Below are 21,134 nucleotides of genomic sequence, written 5' to 3' on the forward strand. Positions count from 1 at the left end.
ACATGGCCGACTAGCGCTAGATTCGACGACGGCGCCGCGCCGATGAAAGGGCAAGCCATGGGACTGCTATTCGATCCGAACACCTACGACCCTCCGCACTTCGACCCCGAGACGCGTCGCCAACTGCGTGCGGTGATCGACTGGTTCGAAGGCCGCGGCAAGGCCAAGCTGCTCCGCGACGATCTCGAGGCGGCCTGGGTGTCGGATTTCCTCGACTTCATCAAGCAGGAGAAAATTTTCGCGACCTTCCTCACCCCCTCGGAGTACGGGGGCGGCGACCCGAACAAGCGATGGGACACCTCTCGCAACGCCGCGCTCAGCGAGATCTTCGGGTTCTACGGGCTCTCCTATTGGTACGCCGAGCAGGTGACGATCCTGGGCCTCGGGCCGATCTGGCAGAGCGACAACATCAAGGCCAAGGAGCGCGCGGCCGCCCAGCTCGACGCGGGCGGCGTGATGGCGTTCGCGCTCTCCGAGCGTGAGCACGGCGCCGACATCTACAACACCGACATGTTGCTCACGCCCGCACACGGTGACGAGGAAGGGGTCGTTTTTCGCGCGTCGGGGGAGAAGTACTACATCGGCAACGGCAACGTGGCGGGCATGGTGTCGGTGTTCTCCCGCCGCACCGACGTCGACGGAGCCGATGGCTACGTGTGGTTCGTCGCCGACAGCGGCCATAAGAATTACGAACTGATCGGCAACGTCGTGCACGGCCAGATGTTCGTCAGCAACTTCCGGCTCAACGACTATCCGGTGCACGAGGAGGACATCCTGTGTACCGGGCCAGATGCGTTCTCCGCCGCGCTCAACACCGTCAACGTCGGCAAGTTCAACTTGTGCTCCGGCTCGATCGGGATGTGCGAGCACGCGTTCTACGAGGCGATCACCCACGCGAATAACCGCATCCTGTACGGCAACCCGGTTACCGACTTCCCGCACGTGCGGGCCAGTTTCGTCGAGGCCTACGCCCGCCTGATCGCGATGAAGCTGTTCAGCGACCGCGCGATCGACTACTTCCGCAGCGCCAGCCTCGATGACCGGCGCTACCTGCTGTTCAACCCGGTGACCAAGTCCAAGGTGACCTCGGAGGGCGAAGCCGTCGTCACGCTGTTGTGGGATGTGCTGGCCGCCAAAGGTTTCGAGAAGAACACCTACTTCTGTGAAGTGGCCCGGTTGATCGGCGCGCTGCCGCGGCTGGAAGGCACCGTGCACGTCAACGTCGCGCAGATCTTGAAGTTCATGCCCAACTACATGTTCAATCCCGCAACGTACCCGGAGATCGGCACCCGCAACGACGCGGCCGATGACGCGTTCTTCTGGGCCCAGGGTCCGGCTCGAGGCGCGTCAAAGGTCCAGTTCGCCGACTGGGCAACAGTTTACGAAAAGCACGTGAAGATCCCGAACGTCGCGCTGTTCTACGTGCAGGCCCGGGCGCTCAAAGAGCTGCTGGCCACCGCCGCGCCGGACCCGGACCAGATGCAAGACCTGGACTTCCTGCTCGTGGTCGGTCACCTGTTCACGCTGGTCGTGTACGGTCAGCTGATCCTCGAGCAAGCAGGTCTGATCGGCCTCGATGCCGATCTGGTGGACCAGATCTTCGAAGTTCAGATCCGCGATTTCTCCCAACACGCCGTCGCCCTGTATGGCAAGCCGAGTTCGACTTCGGGGCAACGGGATTGGGCTTTGGCGTCCGTGCGCAAGCCCATCACCGACGCACACCGCTTCGATCGGGTGTGGCAGCAGGTCAGGGCCTACGACGGTGCTTACGAGATGCGGCCCTAAGCGATGGGGCCGACCCGCTAGCCGCCAGTCGGCACGAACGGGACGTCGTCTGGAGCGGCGCGGCGCGCCGCCAGCACTGCGCGCGCCGGGTCACCGATCGGAATCCGCAGTGGCAGCTGCGGCTTTTCGGCGGCGTCGGCGATCTCTGTTGCCACCTGCTCGGGGGTGATCATCGCGTCACGTAGATCGCGGTCCCCCGCGAGCCCGGCGTAGGGGTCGTCGGGCAGCCTGTAGGTCGTCACGTTGTCGAGCGCACCGGAACTCACCGCACCCGGCTCGAGCAGGCCGACCTGAACGCCGAAGGGGGCCACCTCGATCGCCAGGGATTCCACCAGCGCTTCGAGCGCCCACTTGGTCGCCGCGTAGGCCGAGCCTGTCGGTGCCACGACGCGCCCGACGACGCTGGACATGAAGAGCAGCTTCCCGTTGCCGCGAGCGCGCATCTGCGGAAGCGCGGCTTGCGCTACGCGGATCGCGCCGACGGTGTTCAGGTCGAACAGTCGCCGCAATTCGGCCAACGGTATGGCTTCTACGGCGGCGTAGAAGATCTCGGCGGGATTGACGATGACGATGTCGGCATCACCCGCGGCCGCGAATGCCGCGGCCACGCTGGTGTCATCGGTGACGTCCAGCGCCAGGCGCTGGTCGAGGTCGAGGTCGTCAAGCGAACGCGGGTCACGGGCGGTACCGATCACGCGGTGACCGCGGCGAGCAAACTCGGTGGCGATCGCGCGGCCTATCCCGCGACTGGCGCCGGTGACGAGGACTGATGACATAGGGCTGCGCTCCTGGGGTGATGGGTTTCGTCGGACGTTGTGTGCAAACCGATCGGTGTACGTTCTTGTTCCACGCGGGGCGACATCCCCGCGGGCGTAAACGAAGAGATAACTCCGCCCGGTCTTGCTTTTCGGGTGTAGCTATCTCAGGCCGGACGTAATATCCCGCCATGGCAGGAGGCTTGCCGGCCGACTTGGTCGAGGAGACCGCTTTGACGCTGAGCAGCGTCGGTCGGGTCAGTTTGCCGCCGGAGCAGTGGCCGGTTGTGCAGCTCACCTTGAGAGCCGCCGACCAGGCCGTCAATACCGACGATGCCGGCGCACTCAGAAATGCGCTCGACGAGTTGGGCCGCATGGGCCTGACTCCGCCACGGTCCTATGCCTCGCCGCCCGCCGGGGCCGGCCCGGTCAGCTTTGGCCCGATTCCGGCGCCGCCACCGGGGATGGGCGCCCCGCCGCCACGGGCAGCGCGCGCCAGGCGTCGTTGGGTTTGGCTCGGCACTGGAGCATTCGCCGTTGCCGCGCTGTTCGCGATCGCTCTGTTGGGTCCGCTGAATACGAGGGCGCCCAATGCTGCCGGCCCGCATTCGCCGCCCACGCCGGCGACGATGACGGGGTTGCCGTCGGGCACCGGTGCGCCCTTGCCGACCTCGGCGAGTCCGACCGAGTCCACAACCGGCACACCCACCTCGACGGGGGCCGCGGGCGGGATCTTTATCGCGGTCGGGCTCATCGCGATCGCGGCGCTGGTAATCGCCGTTGTGGCCGTGCTGGTGCAACGGCGATCTCGCGCCAGTCACGCGCTACCCAGGCCTCCCGCGAACTTAGCCGGAGTAGCCGAATCGACCGAGCGACCCGAGCGGCCGGTTTTTACCTTCGCGCCCAATGAGCTTGTGGAGCTTGCCAATCGAACCGTCGACAGGCTGGTCGCCAAAGGCGGCGGACCGTGACGGTCACTATTGCGGACCAAGCCCTTCACGTGCTGGTCTTCGCGCGGCTGAAACCCGAAACCGGGTATAACTCAAAGGGTCTGGCGGCGGCGTGGGCAGCGACCGAGAAGCTGGGCATCTCGCAGCCCCTCGACGCTGAGACTCCGGTGAAGTTGCCGGCCCAGGTGTCGACCGACGATGTGTTCTTCCGCGTCGTCGCTGGGAAGGCCGGCCCCGAGGGTTGTGACAGCGCGATCGCGTTCAACGCGCATGATGTGGCGGGCATCGTTGTGCGGTTGCGCCCGGCGCCGTCAGTCAATGGCTCCGGCGACGGCTGGGCTTTATTGTCCGAAAGCTGGCGCGACGTATTTGATCCCGACGAGTTCGACGATGTGATGGGCAGCGTCGAGTTATTCATTGGAACGGCAACTGAATCGGCGTCAGATTTGCCGGTCACGGCGAACGCGATTGCCGGTGGAGTGCTCGCTGCACACGGTGGTTCGGGCCTGGAGTCGTCGGCTCTCGTGCAACCGGGAGTCGCGCTGTGGACCAAAGAATTTCCATGGGGGTCGAGAGTTGTCGCGATCGCTGTCACCTCCGCTGCCGCCACCGCACAGTCATGGTGCTCGATCAGCGCCACACGTGCGGACGCCGGCCAACTCGTGCGCTACTTCATGCACGCCAGCAAGCTTCGGTTCGAGGCGATCGTCTTCAAGCAGGACATCGCCGAGCTGCATAGACAGGAACGCGCACTAGACGAGGGGCTTACATCGCTGTTCGCCCTACACCAACAGTTCGAGGTCGAAGGCGCCGGCGCCGATGAACTCATCGACGCGCAAAGTCGACTCGGACGCGCGCAAGGAGATGCCGCCGGACTGCTGATCTCGATTACCCATTTGTGTGATCTGCGGCAGACCGTGGAAATCGCCGCGCACAACCTTCGCGCCAACGAGCCGCCACCGATCGACTCCGCGGTGCCCGGGCTGTCGTTCTTTGCTCGCGAGTTGAAACTCGCCGAATGGCTCGATGATCAGGCCGGTCACGAGATCGCGTACTTACAGTCGTGCCGCGAACGGGTCGGCGAGGCGCAGAAGCTGACCGAACTGCGCCTCCAGCAACTATCGGCAGCAAACGCTCGAACAGCGAACTGGCTCAGCGTGTTACAGACCAGCCTGCTGGCCGCACCGCTAGGTGCGTTAAGCGTGGCGACGACCTTGGGTACCCATTTCACAGCGCCCACGACGGTTCGCATCGCGGTGATGGCACTAGTGGGCTCGATGAGCCTGTTGGCGCCGCTGCTCGCCTTCCGCTGGGTCCACGGCTACCGCTTGCCCGAGATTACCGCGATTGCCGTGATCGGTGGGTGTGTTGGCTGGTTCGTTACGGTAGCTGTGTCGGCTGCGGCGCCGCTGGTGATCGTATCCGCCGCGGCGATTCTCGGCGCTACATTGTTAGGAGGCGTAGCTATTCTGGTTAACGGCCGCCGTTCGCGAGCGTGGGCCCTGCCCGACGCATAGGAAGCGGGAAATCCTTGCTCACAACACGACTTGACATAGGAGAAAGTATGCGCCGCGCCAAGATCCTGATCACTGGTCCGACCGGACAAGTTGCCAGTCCCATCGCCCAGGCCCTGGCGGTCGACAACGAGGTGTGGGGCATCGCCCGGTTCACCAATGCGGCAGCTCGAGAGGCCCTCGAAAAAGCCGGCATCCGGTGCGAGGCGGTCAACCTGGCCGCCGGCGAGTTCGACGGACTGCCCGCCGACTTCGACTACGTGCTCAACCTGGCGGTGGCCAAAAGTGGCGACTGGGACAAGGACCTCGGTGCCAACGCCGAGTCCGTCGGCCTCTTGATGGCCCACTGCCGCAACGCCAAAGCGTTCCTGCACTGTTCGTCGGCCGCCGTCTACGACCCTCCGGACGACGAGCCGCGAACCGAGCGCGCCGCACTGGGCGACAACCACAAGCCGTTGTTCCCCACCTACTCCATCTCCAAGATCGCCGGCGAAGTCGTGGCCCGGACGATGGCGCGCGCTCTCGACATGCCCACCGTCATCGCCCGCCTCAACGTCCCGTACGGCGACAACGGGGGATGGCCGTTCTACCACATGGAGATGATGCTGGCGGGCATCCCGATCCCCGTGCCCAGCGGAATTCCGGCCAGCTACAACCCAATTCACGAGGACGACATCATCGCCACGATCCCGAAGCTGCTCGCGGCGGCATCGGTGCCGGCGACCACGGTCAACTGGTGCGGCGACCAGACCGTGAGCTTGCAGGAGTGGTGCCGCTACCTCGGATCGCTGGTCGGCAAAGACCCGGTGTTCGAGGAGAGCGCGCAGGCGCTGCGCGGAAACCCCACCGACGTGTCACGAATGCACGAACTGGTCGGCGCGAGCACGGTCGACTGGGAAGACGGACTGCGCCGGATGGCGGCCAAATTCCACCCCGAGCTGGTCAGTACGGCGAGCTGACCGCGTTCTGGGCCCGTCATTGCGGGTCGGCCGCTCGATTTCACCGTGAAAGAGTTGCCAGATTGATGTTTGCCCGGCGCCGACGTGGGGCACGCCGAAAGAAGTACCCGCAAAATTTTATCGTTCGCTAATCTGCGATGATCCCGCTGTGGACGATTGTTCACAGGCAATCTGGCCTGCAGATAGGTAGATCCTCTTGTACAACAGGCGATTTCAAGGCCACGCTTGAACTGAGTGCACGAGTGTGTACTATTTAACCCATGGCCGAGCGCGGCGCATCACCCCGGGTTCCACGCGGACGCCGGTTGTTTTTGCGAGCAGTGCGGCTGCTGTTCAAGCCGCTGGAGCCAGACGACTACCTCGAGATGATCAATCCGCTCTGGACGACCAAGGAGTTGCGCGGGAAGGTCGAGCGCGTCGAGGCACAGGGATCGGAAGCCGCCAGTGTTCTGATTAAGCCGGGGTATGAATGGCCTGGTCACAAACCCGGCCAATACGTCCGCCTCGGCGTGGTCATTGACGGTGTCTACCACTGGCGCGCGTATTCGCTCACCTCGGATTCCACGCCCGAAGACGGTCTGATCAGCGTGACGCCGAAGAAGGTGGACGGCGGCGCGGTGTCACCCTACTTGGTGCAAAAGATCCAGCCCGGTGACTTGGTGCGGCTCGGCGAAGTCGAAGGCGTGTTCACACTGCCTGAGCCGCTGCCGCCCAAGCTGCTGTTCATCAGCGCCGGCAGCGGTATCACGCCGATCATGAGCATGCTGCGTAGCCTCGATCACCGCGGTGAGCTCGGCGACGTTGTCGTCATGCACTCCACCCGTACCCGCGAACAGGTCATGTTCCTGTCGGTCCTGGAGGATCTCGCTCATCGCCACCAGCAGATGCGGCTGGATCTGCGGCTCACGTCGGATCGTGGCCGGCTCAAGCCGGGCGACCTTTATGAGGAATGTCCGGACTGGCGCGAACGGGAAGCCTTCTGCTCGGGTCCCGAGGAAATGCTCGACGCGCTGATCGAGCACTGGAAAGCCAACGGCGATCAAGATCGCCTGCACTACGAGCGATTCCAGCCGAAGATCGGCGGCGATGGCAACGCCGGCAAGGGCGGCGAGGTCAACTTTCTCGATTCCGAGAAGAAAGTCGAATGTGACGGCGGCACTTCAATTTTGGAGGCCGGCGAGCAAGCCGGCCTGAAACTCGCCTACGGCTGCAGAATCGGCATCTGCCACACCTGCGTGGGCACCCTCAAATCGGGCAGGCTGCGTGATCTGCGCTCCGGTGACGTCAGTGAGCCCACCGAACAGGATGTGCGGATCTGTATCAATACCGCCGAAGGTGACGTTGAACTCGAACTCTGATCGAAAGGAGTCGCAGTGACTATTGCTGTGGACAGCCCGCTCGCCCACCTTGGCGAACAAGAGCGGGAAAAGCTCGCGAAAGAACTGGATGCAATTCACGACGAGGTGTTTGCCGACCTCGGCGATCGGGACAGACAGTACATCAAGACGGTGATCTCTGTTCAGCGACAGATCGTGGTGATCGGACGGGTGCTGCTGCTGGCCTCGCGCTCCAAAACCGCCTGGGTGCTTGGCACCGCATGTCTGGGTATGGCGAAAATCCTGGAGAACATGGAGATCGGCCACAACGTCATGCACGGCCAATGGGATTGGATGAACGATCCCGACATTCATTCGTCGGTCTGGGACTGGGACACCGCGTCGAGCGCGGAGTCGTGGAAGCACTCACACAACTTTATTCACCACACCTACACGAATATTCGCGGCAAGGACAAGGATCTCGGCTACGAGATCATGCGGATCGATCCCAACCAGAAGTGGCACCCGCGATACCTCGGCCAGCCGCTCTACAACCTGCTGCTCACGTTGCTGTTCGAGTGGGGCGTGGCAGTTCACGACATGGACGTCGAGGCGATACGGACCCGCCAGAAGCCGTGGTCGGAGGTGCGGAAAGACCTCAAGGGCATTGCTGTCAAGGCGCGCTCGCAGATCAAAAAGGATTATCTCGGTTGGCCGTTGATCAGCGCTGGCGCATTTGCCGTGGCCCAACTGGCCCTGGGCGGCCGGATTGACCAGCCGGCGAAGTCCGGTATCGGCCGGCGGCTACGCAAGATATCGAGCAGGGGCCGCCTCGGTGCGACGGCGAGTTTCCTCGACCGAGTCGCGCCGGGATTGGAAAGCACGTTCTTGCGCACCTTGGGCGCGGACGCTCTGGCAAACGTCATCCGCAATGTGTGGGCGCACGCCATCATCTTCTGCGGGCATTTCCCCGACCAGACCTACACCTTCAGCCAGGAAGAAGTCGAGGACGAGTCGCGCGGCGATTGGTATCTGCGCCAATTGGTCGGCGCGGCGAACATCGATGGCAGTCCGCTGTTTCACGTGATCAGTGGCAACCTCGGCTATCAAGTTGAGCACCACCTGTATCCGGACATGCCAAGCAGTCGGTACTCCGAAATCGCACCGAAGATCAAGGACATGTGCGAGCGCTACAAGCTGCCGTACAACTCGGGCCGATTCTCCAAGCAGTGGTTGATGGTGCACCGCAGCATATTTCGCCTGGCGTTCCCTGGGGGGAAGCCCCGGCCGAAGCCCGGGCCATACCGCAGCCCGGCCGGCCGGCCGGCCCCTGCAGGTCCCGGCGAAGCCAGCCGGTTCCGTGATCGGGTACCGGCCGAACACCCCGCGGCCGGTCCCGAGCACGAGTCAACCGGTGTCGAGGTGAAACCGCCGCCGCGTGGCAAGGACTGACCAGAAACTGGTGCGCGTCCCGAGCGCTAGTCCTGCTTGGCGATCAGCCGCTTCAACGCCTCACGATCGGGCGCCAGCAGTTCGTCGATACGCGACTGGTTCACGTCGGCGACGATGATTTCGCCGACCTCCTGGTACACGTTGCTGAAGATGCCGTGCGACTTCATCTTCTCGGTCTGATAGAGGTTGTCCTCGGTCGGCGTCACGTAGTAGACGATCTCCGGCTTGAACCGATGGATCAGCCACAGATGGATGACGTCCATAAGCCGCTTCTGGCGCAGCTTTTCGGCGAACGTGTTCTGGTCGCGCACGGTGAGTATGTTGCGTCCGTGGCGGTCTTTGATCGGGTCGACGACGGCGTTGGCAACCGGATCTTCGCCATCGCCGTAGATGCCGAGGTCGAGTACGTCGGAGCCGGCGCGGCGCGGACGCAACCGGACGGTCAGCGTCTCGCCGATCTGGTAGTGCTCGCCCCACAACGCCAGCCACTCCTCGAGCAGCTTCTTCGGCACCTCGGTCTGCACGAGATGCTGGTGTTGGGTGGATCCCTCGCCCATCGACTTCGTCGTCGCCGTGCGACCGGACGACGCGGCCAGCGCGGCGTCGCTGCGCGGTCCGCCGACCAGCGTTTGCGGTGTGCGGTAAGGCGACTCGACTAGACGCATCTTGCGTTGCAGGCGGGCCAGCGCCAGCATGCCCTCCTGGCGCAACGATGTGGCGAACTCCTCGGCCGCAACACCGTCGATCTGGTGACCGCCGTAGGTGATGAAGTTGAAGACGAAGCCCATCTTGCCGAGTTCCTCTGGGAACGCCCGCATCTCGTCGTCGGTCATGCCAGTGGTGTCCCAGTTGAACGACGGCGAGAGGTTGTAGGCCAGCATCTGGTCGGGGAACTCGGCGTGGATCGCGTCGGCGAATTCGCGGGCGTCGACGAGGTCTGCCGTCTTGGTTTCCATCCACAGAATGTCGGCGAACGGCGCCGCGGCAAGCGATTTGGCGATCGCATATGGGATGCCGCCGCGGATTTGGTAGTAACCCTCCGGTGTCTTGGCCAGCTCGCAATCCCACGCGGCGTGCACACCGAGCTCTTTGGCCTTCTGTTGGGCGGTGTACAGCGGTGCGCGCTGCGCGAACTGCCGCCACTCGTCGGCGCTCATGTCGCCTGAATCGCCGTCGTTCTCAGCAAATTCGAGCAGCTCCGCTACGGCTTCGCCGTAGGTCATCAGCCCGGCGTCCACCTGCCAGGCGTCGACGAACTTCGACTCGACCTCGTCGAACACGGCGTCGATGGACTGCTGTGCGTGGTCGGGGGATGCGGCCGCTTGGGCGATGAGGTCGGCAATACCGTGCCGCTCCAGCCAGGAATCGGCGGTGGCGTATTCACCGTCGGGCAGCGCGTAGAGCATATGACCGTTGAGCTCTTTGAACCCGGCTTGGTAGAAGCGCCGCACCATCGCCAGGAAACAGGATTTGTACGACGGGATCTTGAGGTTCGTGGTGCCGAGCAGGAACGGCTGGTCACGCTCGTCGGCGCGGCTGTCGAGCAGGTTCGCGGCTTCGGCGTCGGTGCGCGCCACGATGATGCCGGGCACCCGCATGATGTCCAGCTGAAAGCGGGCGGTGTTGAGGCGCTTGATCTGTTCGTCCGACGGCACCAAAACCTTGCCGCCCTGATGGCCACACTTCTTGGTACCGGGGCGCTGGTCTTCGATGTGGTATCCCGGCACGCCGGCTTCGACGAACCGTTTGACCAGGTTGCGCACGTGCGGATCGCCGCCGTGGCCGGTGTCGGCGTCGGCGATGATGAACGGCCGGTAATCGACCGCCGGTGTTCTCTCGCGTTGCTCCTCGCTCATCCGCAGGCGCAGGTATTGCTGGTTGCGGTCAGCGGTCAGCAGCGCACGAACCAGACCGGCGGCCTCGTCGGGAACCTGGCTGAGCGGGTAGCTGGCCAGGTCGGGACCCGGATCCTCGCTGATCGAGCCCTTGGCCGAGGTGGCCCAGCCGCCGAGGTAAATACCCTCGATGCCCATCCGCTTCATGGTGACGGCCTGACCGGGTGAATACGGGCCGAACGTGGTGATGCTCTTGCGCTGGGAGAACAGCTCGCGCAGCCGCGGGTAAAAGGCTTCGGCGGCCGCACGCGCGACGGTGTAGTCGGCCGGGATGGTGCCGCGCTGCTCGGCGACCTGGCGGGCGGAGTAGAGGCGGGTGATTCCGTCGAAGCGTGGGCTGTTCAGGTACTGCTGAGTGGCGGCTACGTCGCTTTCAAAGGCGTTGTGGGAGTCCTGCTCGGATGGTGACTGCGTCTTTGCATCCGCCTCGATGGTGCTCATGTTCTCTCCGCTCCTCATCGTCTTCTTCGGCGTCATGCCCGATTTGCCTGATGGGAAGAGTCTATGGCTGCTGCGCCCCGCGACGTTTTCAAATTCGAATCTCGCGGTGGTTCCCACCTGCGGCAGCACCACCGTCTCGGGCATACCGCCGACAGGACCTGGTTAAACCCGCGCCGCGGCACAAGAAAATGTCATCGGGGATATTTTTCCGGCGTTATCGGGTAGCCCACTCCGATACACTCACCGAGCGCGGCGACGGGGCCGCATCTGAGGGGGAGCGGCGATGAGTTCTCTGCGAACGACCCGCGCACCGCAATCCATACCGGTGGCCATGCCGCCGAGCCGCACCATGGAGGTGCGTTCTGCGGACGGCACTCGTCTGCACACCGAGGTGTTCGGACCACAGGATGGGTATCCGATCGTTCTCGCGCACGGCATCACCTGCGCCGTTCGGGTGTGGGCTTACCAGATCGCCGACCTGGCCACCGATTACCGGGTGATCGCGTTCGACCATCGCGGTCACGGGCGCAGCGGAATTCCACGCCGCGGCGGGTACAGCCTGAGCCACCTCGCGGCCGATGTCGATGCCGTGCTCGACGCGACGCTGGCACCGGGCGAGCGTGCCGTCGTCGCAGGGCACTCGATGGGCGGCATGGCGATCGCCGCCTGGTCGGATCGCTACCGGCACAAGGTCGAAGTCCGCGCCGACGCTGTCGCGCTGATCAACACCACTACCGGTGACCTGTTGCGTGAAGTGCGACTGCTGGCGGTGCCGGCGCCCTTCGCGGCGGTGCGGGTGTTGGGTGGGCGCGCCCTGATCAGCATTTTCGGTTCGTACAACGTGCCGCCGGCGGTGCGACGGGCCAGCCGCGAAATGATTTCGATGCTCGCCGTCGGCGCCGACGCGGATCGCGCGGTCGGCGCATTGATCTACGACTTGTTCAACTCCACGTCGCCGGCAGGCCGCGGCGGCTGTGGCAAGGCCCTCGTCGAGGCGATGGGCCGGCGGCATATCGATCTCGCCGGCCTGACGGTGCCGACGCTGGTCATCGGGAGCGAACGCGACCGGTTGACGCCGCTGGTGCAGTCCAAGCGGATCGCCGCTGCCGCACCCAACCTGGTCGATCTCGTCGTGTTGCCCGGCGGTCACTGCTCGATGCTGGAACGGCCCGCTGAGGTCAACCGGGAACTGCGCACACTGGCCGAATCGATTGCCGGCAGCAAGCGCATCAGCTCATAGCCGGACTTAAAGTCGCGCCGCGACCTCGGCGGCGGCCCGCCACCCGGAACGTACCGCGCCGTCGAGGAAGCCGGTCCATTCGTCGGCGGTCTCGGTGCCGGCCCAGTGGATGGGCCCGATCGGACGCCGCAACCACGGCCCGTAGCGCGTCCACGAGCCCGGCGGCACGGCGGCCGTCGGTCCACCTGGCGCGAATTCCTCAGCGCCCCAACGATGATCGACGTAGTCGAGCGGATTGAGCGCTTCGTCGCCGAACAGCGCTGCGAAGCAGTCCACTGCGCGCTGCCGACGCTGATCAGCCGGCAGCTCGTCGAAGTTTCGGGCGTCGACGAATCCCAGCAGAATCCCGGGCCCGTCGGGCCGCGGGCTGACATCGAAGGTGATGAACACCGGGCCCTCGTCGGACAGTGCTACACCGGAAAACCCGGCGCTGCGCCAGAACGGGGTGGGGTAGGCGACATAGGCTTTGCTGAGCCGGCCTTGCGGCCAACGCGTCAGCAGTTGCTGGTGTTCGGCGGGCAGAGCGGGAGCGAATTCGATGCCGCTTCGATGCTCCGGCGCGATGGCGACGACGACGTATTTGGCTTCGGCCCCGCCCTTTTCACTCGTAACCGTCACACCGTCATCGTGGTGGTCGATACGTCGCACGGGCGCCTGCAGCACCACGCGGTCGCCCAATTCGGCCGCCACCGCGTCGGCGATCTGCTGCGTGCCGGCCGAGAAACGGTCTTGCTGGGCACCGTTTTCGACGTCAAGCATCCGATCCAGGCCGCCTGCTGCGCGGGCGTAGCGCGCGGCGTGCAGCATCGACACGTCGTCGGGTTCGCATCCCCAGGTCACCCGCGCCATGATGGCCAGCAGATCACGGGCGGTGGCGCCGGCATGCACCGATCGCAACCATCCGCCCAGCGACTGGCTGTCCAACCGAGCGGCGCGCCGGGCGGTCCACGGCTCGGTCAGCGGGACGGCCCGGGCGATTCGCTCGAATTGCCAACGCACCCGCCCGAGATCGATCAGGCCTCCTAGCGAGAGGCGGGGGATCGTGCCGCTGTAGGAGCGGACTGTGCCGCGCCATCGAATCAGGTTGGCGCCCTCGTCGTACGTCGGGGTGGTCTGAATGCCGAGCTCGGCAGCCAGGGCCAGCACCGCGTCCTGCGTCGGGCCCACGAATGTCCCGCCCATATCCACCGGGATGCCGGCGACGTGGCCGGTGTACGAGCGGCCACCGACCCGGTCCCGGCCCTCGAGCACCAGCACATCGTGGCCGAGCCGGGTCAGTTCGCGGGCGGTGGCGAGTCCGGCGAAACCGGCTCCCACCACGACGACGTCTGCGGTCCAGGTCGCGTTAGGCATGTCCTTCAGTCAACCCCATGAGCGCTGCGTAGTGTGGATCCTCGTTGAAAGTCTTCACCGCTTTATATGGGCTGACCGACGCTGCCGAGCGCGCGCGGGAGCTTCGCGATGCCGGGGCCAGCGGCGTCGCCACCTTTGAGGGACCGCACGATGTTTTCGCGCCGCTGACCCTGGCCGCAACCGTGCCCGGCTTGAACCTGATGACCAATGTGGCGATTGCGTTCCCGCGCAACCCGATTCACCTGGCCCACCAGGCCAACGACCATCAGCTGCTGAGCTCGGGACGGTTTATCCTCGGCTTGGGCACCCAGGTCCGCGCTCAAATCGAAAAGCGGTTCGGCGCCGAGTTCGACAAACCGGTGGCCCGGATGAGCGAACTCATCGCGGCGCTGCGCGCGATCTTCGCGGCGTGGAATTCCGGCGATAGACTGGATTTTCGCGGCGACTACTACCGGCACACCTTGATGACGCCGACCTTCAACCCGGGCCCAAATCCGTATGGCCCGCCGCCGATCTACGTGGGCGCACTCGGGCCGCGGCTGACCCGTGCGGTCGCGCAGCACGCCGACGGTCTGCTGGTGATGCCGTTCGGCTCGAAGCGGTTTCTGCACGAGCACACCATGCCCATGGTGCGCGAGGGCCTGAAAGCCGCAGGCCGCCGCATCACCGACTTCGCTGTGCTGCCCGAAATCATCGTCTCCGCGGGTGAAACCGACGCCGAACTCGAGCAGGCCCACGTGCGGACGCGCGCGCTGCTGGCGTTCTACGGCTCGACACCTGCGTATCGGCCGGTGCTGGCCGCACATGGCTGGCGGGATCTGCAGCCCGAACTCAACGCGCTGTCCAAGCAGGGCCGCTGGGAGGACATGGGCGCGCTGATCGACGACGAGATCCTGCACACCATCGCTGCGTGCGGTACTCCGGCCGAAATCGCCCGCCATATCCGCGACCGTGTCGGCGGGGTTGGCGACACCGTCTGCCTCTACCAGGCGGCGCCGATCGGCGTGCAGACACTATCCGCGATCATCGACGAATTACGCTGAACGGCAACCTTGTTCACGGCGCGACGGTCAGCCAGTCCTTGAACCCGGACGGGTCGTGGCGGCCCAGCGCGCCGTGCTCGTACAGGCCCCAGCCCTCGACCGGCTTTCCGTCGCCGTCGCGGCACACTGCGCGCCCGACGTGGTCGATGACGCCGAAACCGGACCGCCCGATGATCGCCGGGTCGGTCATGTCATAGGTCAGTCGCTCGACGAACTTCTCGCCCTTCCACATGCCGTGCAGCCAGTCCGAGTCGCCGCCGTAGCCGCCGCCGACATGGATAGGCACCGGCAGCTTGGATTCGACGTCGAAGTGGACGCCGGTGCCGTCGGGGGCGGTGGCGTCGATCGTCGCGCCGGTCGGAATGCGGGTGCCGGACCGGTAGTGGATCTTCACCCGCGGCCAGCCGAGCTGTTCGACGCGGCCGTCGCGCCAGATCCGGGTGCAGTCGTTGAGCGAGCGGAATCCGTTGGGCTCCTCCTGGATGATCAACACGACGGCGAAGTCGTCGAATGCCATCGGCACGTACAGCCACCACATGCCTTCGAACGGGGGGTCGGCGGGCCGGCCTGCGGGCTCGGGTTCGCCGATCGGCCGAATACCCCAGGACCGGTCGCGGCTGCCGATCCAGGTGGCCGGGTCGACGGGAATCTCCTTGCCGTCCACGGTGATCCGGCCGGTCCAGCTGCCGAGTTGGGCGAAGCGCTGCGCGTCCAGCGTCACCCGATTGCCCGAACGCATCAGATGCGGTTGCTCCTGGACGACGTCGAACAGGCCCTCCCAGGTGAGATCGGCTGCGATGCCCTCGGTTTCGTCGAGAACGATCCGCAGTTTGTGCAGCGGGTCGATGACCTCGACCCGGTAGCCGTTGACGTTCTGGTTGAGCCGATCCTGGTCGATGGCATCGGACAGGTGCACCGCGGTCTGGGTATCGCCGCTCCGGATGAGCAGGAATGCGTCCTTCACGCCGAGGTTGGGGTAGTAGCCGATGCCGCTGATCACGAAGATGTCCCCGGTGCGATCGTGGGCGTTGAAGTAGGAACGATCGTAGAAGTTGCGGTCCGAGGAACCTGGCCACGCGATCGGCTGGGGTACCTGATGTACCGGGAACTCGTCGAGCGGTCCGAGCATTACTGATCCTCTCCGATAAGGCGTCGCATCAATCCCGAGTGGTAGAACAGCGATTCGACGCTGTCGGGCCTTTCGGTCTCGCCGAAGTGCACCCGCCGTGCGCCGGTGCGCATGAACACGCAGGCCCACATCACCCCCGAGTAGACGTAGAACCAATGCAGGTCGCCGATTTCGACCCCGGTGAGTCGCTGATAGGTGGCTCGCACATCGTCTTCGCGCATCACTTCCGGCAGGCCGGATAACGTCGCCAGGCCGGCGAGCTCCTGAAAGACCATGTGCGCGAATATCATCCACGCGACGTCGAGTTCTCGAGGTCCGAGCGTCACCATTTCCCAGTCCAGCACCGCCACCGGTTGGAAGTCGCGATACAACACGTTGCCTATCCGGGCGTCGCCCCAGAGCAGCACCGGTTCACTGGCCCCCGCTTGGTGCGGCCAGTTCTCTTCCAGCCAGTCGAACGTCCGCTCCAGCAACGGCGATCGACCGATGTCGGGGACCGCGAAGTCATACCAGGACCGCACCCAGTTGAAATGCCTGCGCAAGGCGGTGTCACCGTCCTGGCCGTCAGCCAAGAAGCCGAAAGTGTTCTCCGCGTTCGGTATTGAATGCAGCTTGGAGAGTACCCCGACCGTGGCGTCCTGAAGTTCGCGCTGGCGTTCGGGGGGCGCGTCGGCGAACCAGTTGCCACCGAAGGTGTAGGGCATGACGTCGGGCGGCACCTCGCCGTCGACGTAGTCCATCAAGAAGAACGGTGTGCCCAAGACCTCGCCGGTCGATTCCAGCCAGCGCACCCGCGGGACGGGAACGTCGGTGATCTCGCCGACTTTGCGGATCACGTCGAATTGGTGGTCGAGTCGATAGGTCGGGAACACCTGCACGTCCTCGGCGGTGGGCGCCACCCGTGCCACCAGCTTCTGCGTGACGGACCGGCCATCCTCGTCCCAGCGGGCGGTCAAGATGATGGTCTCGGACGACATGCCGGTTGAGTCCACCCCGCTTTCCACGGTGACCTGCGGAGTTACCCCGCCGGGCAGGACGGTGGACAGCCACTTCGACATCACCGCCGGAAGCGTGCTGACGTCGCGGCTGGAGCGCTGGAGTCGGTCGACTTGGTCGAGCACGGGCTCGTTGGGCACGAGGGTGCCTCCATTCTCTGAGACCTGTCGCGTCAATTACGATACGGTGGGTAGCGTTATGAAAGCAGACCCATCTGCGGTTGACAAGGCCGCGGGCGCCGGGCGCCCCCGGGACCCGCGTATCGACGCCGCCATATTGACGGCGACCGCGGATCTGCTTGTGCAAATCGGCTATTCGAACCTCACTCTGGCCGCGGTCGCCGAGCGCGCCGGAACGACGAAAACTGCGCTGTATCGGCGATGGTCGAGCAAGGCCGAGTTGGTGCACGAGGCGGCCTTTCCGGTGGCGCCCACCGCTCTGGTGGGTCCGACCCGGGGCATGGCCGCTGACCTGCGGGCGATGATCGCGGCCGCGCGCGACGTGTTCACCACCCCGGTGGTGCGCGCCGCGCTGCCCGGCCTGGTCGCCGATATGAGCGCCGACCCCGAGCTCAACGCCCGGGTGATGTCACGCTTCGCGGGTTTGTTCACCGCGGTGCGGGCGCGGCTCAGCGAGGCGGTGGGCCGCGGTGAGGTGCATCCGGACGTCGACCCGGACCGGTTGATCGAGCTGATCGGCGGGGCGACGTTGTTGCGGCTGCTGCTGAATCCCGACCAACCGCTCGACGACGCCTGGGTCGGTCAGACCACCGCCATCCTCGTGCACGGTGTCACCCGATAGGGTCGGGCCGGTGACCGGACGACTGGATGGCAGTGCCGCGATCGTCACCGGCGCCAGCCGCGGACTGGGCCGGGCGACCGCTTTGGCGTTGGCGGCCGAAGGAGCGGCTGTCGCGGTGGTCGGTCGCACTGAAAAGGTTTGGGACGACCGGCTTCCCGGAACCATCGGTGAAACCGTCGCGGATATCCAGGCGGCCGGCGGGCGCGCGTTGGCGATCCGCGCCGACCTGCTCGAGCGAGACGATATCGCACGGCTGGTCGATGAGGCTCGAGATGCGTTGGGTCCCATCACGATACTGATCAACAACGCGGCGTTCACCGCCCCGGGCCGCCCGCCGAAGGCCGGTGACGATGCGCGCCCGAAGTCGGCGAAGGCCCAGCCGGGCGGCGCCAAGCCGGACTGGCCGCCGCTGCTCGGGACGCCGCTGGGCGCGTATCGGCGACACTTCGAGATCGCGGTGTTCGCCGCGTATGAACTGATCCAACTCGTCTGTCCGGACATGATGGCTGCCGGTGTCGGCTCGGTGATCAACGTCAGCTCGGTGGCATCCCAGCTGCCCGGGGACGGGCCGTGGGCCGACCACAGTAGCGGCGTGCTGCCCGGCTACGGCGGATCCAAGGCCGCGCTGGAGCATCTGACGTGGTGTGCGGCTTACGATCTGGCGGCCCACCATGTCGCAGTCAATGCGCTGTCGCCGTCCAAAGCGATTATGACGCCCGGTCTTTCGTATTACGCCCGCGAGTTCGACGAGGTCGCGTCCCCGGACGAGTTCGCGCAGGCCGCGGTGGAGTTGGTGCTGGTGGATCCGACGGTCGTGACCGGTCGCACGATCGGTCACCTGCAGGTGCTCGACGGCAGCTTCCGCGCGTTCGGGCGCTGAGAGGTCGCCCGGCTAGTGCTGTTCGGCGAGGCGCTTGATGTTGAGCAGTTGCCGGCGCGCCATGACGAGATCGCCAACCGATAGCCACGGCGCAACCCAGCGGTTCACGGCCGTAACAATTTTCATCAGCAGGCGGGTTGATCGCCCGTCGGGCACCAACACGTAGGAAATGCAGGCTCCGATGATCTCGCCGGTGAGGTGCTCGGGTGGCGCGACGGCCAGGATGCGTCCGAACGGCCGGGTCGCGGCGGTGCTGAATGGCTCGCCGACGACGGGCTCGGACAAGCCGACGAGCTGCTGGGGTGAGCGACGGCCGAGGTTGTCGATCCAGTCGTAGGAGTAGGGCGCGATCCTGATCTGACCGACCCACTGCCACAGCGTCTGCGGGCTGGTCTGCACGGTGACCCCGCGCCATGCCTGCAACGTCGGCGCGGCAACGAGGTCGTCGCAGGGATAGTGCCGGGCGATCTCGTCGTCCGTCACGTTCCAACGATCACCGATCATCAGAACCCAGGTTAGCGATCTTTGGGTGGGTCGGGGTCGCCGCGGAGGAGTTCGTCGGGGTGGTCTGTGGATCAACTTCCAACTGTGCATAACTTCACACGCTGGCGCGGCCCACCGCGTGTACCGCATCGGCGACCGCGTCGGCCAGCGGACCGATGTCGTCGGCGTCGATGCAGGAGATGGTGATCCGCATTCCCGGAGCAGTCCCGATCCGGAACCGGGTGCCCGGCGCGGCAGCCCAGCCCGCGCTCAATAGCCGCGTGATCGCCACCGTTTCGTCGGGAACCGGAATCCAGACGTTGAGGCCGGACCGACCGCGCGACGCGACACCGCGATCAGCCAACGCCGCGCCCAGCAGTTCGCGGTTGCGGGTGTAGACGGTTTCGGCCTGGTGCACCAACCGGGTAGCGGCCTTGTCGCGCCACAATCCGACCGCCAGGTCCTGCAGCAGGTGGCTGATCCAGCCCGGTCCCAAACGCAGCCGCCCCTGCACCCGCTCAAGCGTGCGCCGGTCCCCGGTCAACAGCGCCAACCTGAGATCGGGCCCATATGCCTTGGCCGCCGACCGCACGAACGCCCAGTGCCGGGTGGTTCCGGCCAGCGCGTGCAACGCCGCGCCGGCGATCCCCGCGCAGTGGTCGTCCTCGACGAGCAGCACATCATCGTGGTCGACAAGCAGCCCGCGCAGCTCTTCGGCACGCGCCGCGGAGACGGCGGCACCGGTCGGGTTCTGGGCGCGACTTGTCACCACCACCGCGCGCACACCGCGGCTCAACGCGCCGGCCACATCCGCGGTCAGCGGCCCGTCGTCGTCGACTCTGACTGGCTCGGCTGAAAGGCCCAGCGCGGCAAGTAGATCCAGCAGGTTGGCCCAGCCGGGGTCTTCGACCGCCACGCGGTCGCCGGGACGCAGGTGGGCGCTGAGAACACGCTCGATGCCATCGAGCGCTCCGGCGGTCACCGCGACGTGCTCGGCCGGAACACCGTCGGCGCTCAGCGTCGCATGGGCATATTCGGTTAATTCGGGCGAGACCGCGGGATCGCCGTAGAGCACCGGCCTGCCGGCCCGAGGGCTGATCCGCGCGGTGGGCAGTAGGGCCGGATCCGGGTTGCCGGTGGACAGGTCGCGCACACCGGGCGGGACTGCCAGACCCCGCAGCGAGCGCGGCATGGTCGCCGGCCGGTCGCGCACCCGGGTGCCGCGCCGGCCCGCGGTCTCGACGGCTCCGCGTTCGCGCAACAAGCGATAGGCAGCGGCAACGGTATTGGCATTGACGCCGAGTTGGCCGGCCAAATCCCGGATCGGCGGCAGCTCGGCGCCGAGCGCCAGCGCACCGGTGGAGATGGCCTGTTCGACGTCCGACGCGATCGCCTTCGCGCCGGTACCCCGGATCATGTATTGTCCTAGCACAGGAACAATTATGTACTAGTACAAACTTGGAGGCAACCATGTCCGCAGGACCGGCATACGCGCCCACTTCTCGGACCGTGCCCACCCGGTATCGCGAACGCGCCCGCTACGACCGCGCCACCGTCCACGGCGTGCTGGACGAGGCCCTGATCTGCCACGTCGGCTTCGTCAGTGCCGATGGACCGGTGGTTTTGCCCACGACCCACGCGCGGCTGGAGGAAACGCTGTACCTGCACGGATCTTCCGGCAGCGGCCCCATGCTGGCCGCCGCAGGCTCGCCGGACGGCTTGCCGGTCTGCGTCACGGCCACCCTGGTCGACGGCCTGGTCTTCGCGCGCTCGGGCATGCACCATTCCCTGGAATTCCGGTCGGTCGTCGCGGTCGGCAATGCACGCCTGGTGCAGGACCGCGACGAGAAATCGCGCGCGCTGGCGGCCGTGCTCGATCACGTCGCATCCGGCCGATCCGCCGACAGTAGGCCTCCCAACGCCCGTGAACTCGCGGCGACCGCCGTGCTCGCGCTCGACCTCGTCGAGGTCTCCGCCAAGGTGCGTACCGGCGGACCCGCCGACGACCCGGAGGACACCGAGTTGCCGTACTGGGCCGGGGTCGTGCCGCTCGCCCTGCATGCGGGAACTCCGATCCCTGCCGATGGCCTCGACCCGGCGGTGCCGCTGCCGCCGTATCTGGCGGCCTACCGGCGGGGTTGA

Annotated in this window: 18 protein-coding genes; 11 read left to right on the forward strand and 7 right to left on the reverse strand. The window is 65.7% G+C overall.

The genetic code is table 11. The features are described 5' to 3' along the window. The first annotated feature begins 57 nt into the window (after positions 1–57). Entirely contained in the window at positions 58–1,785 is a 1,728-nt protein-coding gene (locus VGG53_RS00435; protein WP_331515966.1) for an acyl-CoA dehydrogenase family protein, read from the forward strand. Between the two features lie 17 nt (positions 1,786–1,802). Here VGG53_RS00435 and VGG53_RS00440 read toward each other — a convergent pair whose 3' ends face one another. Beyond that, positions 1,803–2,561, reverse strand: a complete 759-nt coding sequence (locus tag VGG53_RS00440) for an SDR family NAD(P)-dependent oxidoreductase (RefSeq protein ID WP_331515968.1) — start codon at positions 2,559–2,561, stop codon at positions 1,803–1,805. A 170-nt stretch (positions 2,562–2,731) separates the two neighbouring features. Between VGG53_RS00440 and VGG53_RS00445 the strand changes: the two genes are divergently transcribed. The 5 genes from VGG53_RS00445 to VGG53_RS00465 all read left to right on the forward strand — a co-directional run bounded on the left by VGG53_RS00445 (position 2,732) and on the right by VGG53_RS00465 (position 8,731). Further along, complete coding sequence (locus VGG53_RS00445; RefSeq protein ID WP_331515969.1) at positions 2,732–3,511, forward strand: CATRA system-associated protein; 780 nt, start codon at positions 2,732–2,734, stop codon at positions 3,509–3,511. After that, entirely contained in the window at positions 3,508–5,007 is a 1,500-nt protein-coding gene (locus VGG53_RS00450; RefSeq protein WP_331515970.1) for a CATRA conflict system CASPASE/TPR repeat-associated protein, read from the forward strand. The genes VGG53_RS00445 and VGG53_RS00450 overlap by 4 nt, the downstream gene beginning before the upstream one ends. 47 nt (positions 5,008–5,054) lie before the next feature. Then, entirely contained in the window at positions 5,055–5,963 is a 909-nt protein-coding gene (locus VGG53_RS00455; RefSeq protein ID WP_331515971.1) for an NAD(P)-dependent oxidoreductase, read from the forward strand. Positions 5,964–6,223: 260 nt separating this feature from the next. Then, complete coding sequence (locus VGG53_RS00460; RefSeq protein WP_331515972.1) at positions 6,224–7,321, forward strand: ferredoxin reductase; 1,098 nt, start codon at positions 6,224–6,226, stop codon at positions 7,319–7,321. A 15-nt stretch (positions 7,322–7,336) separates the two neighbouring features. Further along, entirely contained in the window at positions 7,337–8,731 is a 1,395-nt protein-coding gene (locus VGG53_RS00465) for a fatty acid desaturase family protein (RefSeq protein ID WP_331515973.1), read from the forward strand. A gap of 26 nt (positions 8,732–8,757) precedes the next feature. Here VGG53_RS00465 and aceA read toward each other — a convergent pair whose 3' ends face one another. After that, the gene (aceA, locus tag VGG53_RS00470; RefSeq protein WP_331515974.1) at positions 8,758–11,067 is read right to left on the reverse strand and encodes an isocitrate lyase ICL2; all 2,310 of its coding nucleotides are present in this window, start codon (positions 11,065–11,067) and stop codon (positions 8,758–8,760) included. Between the two features lie 283 nt (positions 11,068–11,350). On the opposite strand from aceA, the gene VGG53_RS00475 reads away from it, so the two are divergent. After that, positions 11,351–12,307, forward strand: coding sequence for an alpha/beta hydrolase (locus VGG53_RS00475; protein ID WP_331515975.1), 957 nt, complete (start codon positions 11,351–11,353; stop codon positions 12,305–12,307). A gap of 6 nt (positions 12,308–12,313) precedes the next feature. Here the strand turns inward: VGG53_RS00475 and VGG53_RS00480 are convergent, their stop codons facing one another. Then, positions 12,314–13,660 (reverse strand): flavin monoamine oxidase family protein, encoded by a 1,347-nt coding sequence (locus tag VGG53_RS00480; RefSeq protein ID WP_331515976.1) that lies wholly within the window; start codon positions 13,658–13,660, stop codon positions 12,314–12,316. Between the two features lie 44 nt (positions 13,661–13,704). On the opposite strand from VGG53_RS00480, the gene VGG53_RS00485 reads away from it, so the two are divergent. Beyond that, the gene (locus VGG53_RS00485; protein ID WP_331515977.1) at positions 13,705–14,703 is read left to right on the forward strand and encodes a TIGR03617 family F420-dependent LLM class oxidoreductase; all 999 of its coding nucleotides are present in this window, start codon (positions 13,705–13,707) and stop codon (positions 14,701–14,703) included. Positions 14,704–14,716: 13 nt separating this feature from the next. On the opposite strand, the gene VGG53_RS00490 is transcribed toward VGG53_RS00485, so the two are convergent. Beyond that, positions 14,717–15,832: a hypothetical protein gene (locus VGG53_RS00490; protein WP_331515978.1), complete on the reverse strand. Its 1,116-nt coding sequence runs from the start codon at positions 15,830–15,832 to the stop codon at positions 14,717–14,719. Next, positions 15,832–16,968 (reverse strand): phosphotransferase family protein, encoded by a 1,137-nt coding sequence (locus VGG53_RS00495; RefSeq protein ID WP_331515979.1) that lies wholly within the window; start codon positions 16,966–16,968, stop codon positions 15,832–15,834. Before VGG53_RS00495 ends, VGG53_RS00490 begins: the two co-directional genes overlap by 1 nt. A 58-nt stretch (positions 16,969–17,026) precedes the next feature. Here VGG53_RS00495 and VGG53_RS00500 point away from each other — a divergent pair, with 58 nt between their 5' ends. Next, the gene (locus VGG53_RS00500) at positions 17,027–17,629 is read left to right on the forward strand and encodes a TetR/AcrR family transcriptional regulator (protein ID WP_331515980.1); all 603 of its coding nucleotides are present in this window, start codon (positions 17,027–17,029) and stop codon (positions 17,627–17,629) included. Between the two features lie 10 nt (positions 17,630–17,639). After that, positions 17,640–18,509 carry an SDR family NAD(P)-dependent oxidoreductase gene (locus VGG53_RS00505; RefSeq protein ID WP_331515981.1) on the forward strand — a complete coding sequence of 290 codons (870 nt, stop codon included), beginning with the start codon at positions 17,640–17,642 and terminating at the stop codon, positions 18,507–18,509. A gap of 12 nt (positions 18,510–18,521) precedes the next feature. On the opposite strand, the gene VGG53_RS00510 is transcribed toward VGG53_RS00505, so the two are convergent. Both VGG53_RS00510 and VGG53_RS00515 read right to left on the reverse strand, forming a co-directional pair. Then, positions 18,522–19,013 carry a polyketide cyclase gene (locus VGG53_RS00510; RefSeq protein ID WP_331515982.1) on the reverse strand — a complete coding sequence of 164 codons (492 nt, stop codon included), beginning with the start codon at positions 19,011–19,013 and terminating at the stop codon, positions 18,522–18,524. A 94-nt stretch (positions 19,014–19,107) separates the two neighbouring features. Then, positions 19,108–20,409: an aminotransferase class I/II-fold pyridoxal phosphate-dependent enzyme gene (locus VGG53_RS00515; RefSeq protein ID WP_331515984.1), complete on the reverse strand. Its 1,302-nt coding sequence runs from the start codon at positions 20,407–20,409 to the stop codon at positions 19,108–19,110. 53 nt (positions 20,410–20,462) lie between these two features. Between VGG53_RS00515 and VGG53_RS00520 the strand changes: the two genes are divergently transcribed. After that, complete coding sequence (locus tag VGG53_RS00520; protein WP_331515985.1) at positions 20,463–21,134, forward strand: pyridoxamine 5'-phosphate oxidase family protein; 672 nt, start codon at positions 20,463–20,465, stop codon at positions 21,132–21,134.

The sequence above is a fragment of the Mycobacterium sp. genome, from assembly GCF_036490025.1.
In the GTDB taxonomy this organism is placed as follows: domain Bacteria; phylum Actinomycetota; class Actinomycetes; order Mycobacteriales; family Mycobacteriaceae; genus Mycobacterium.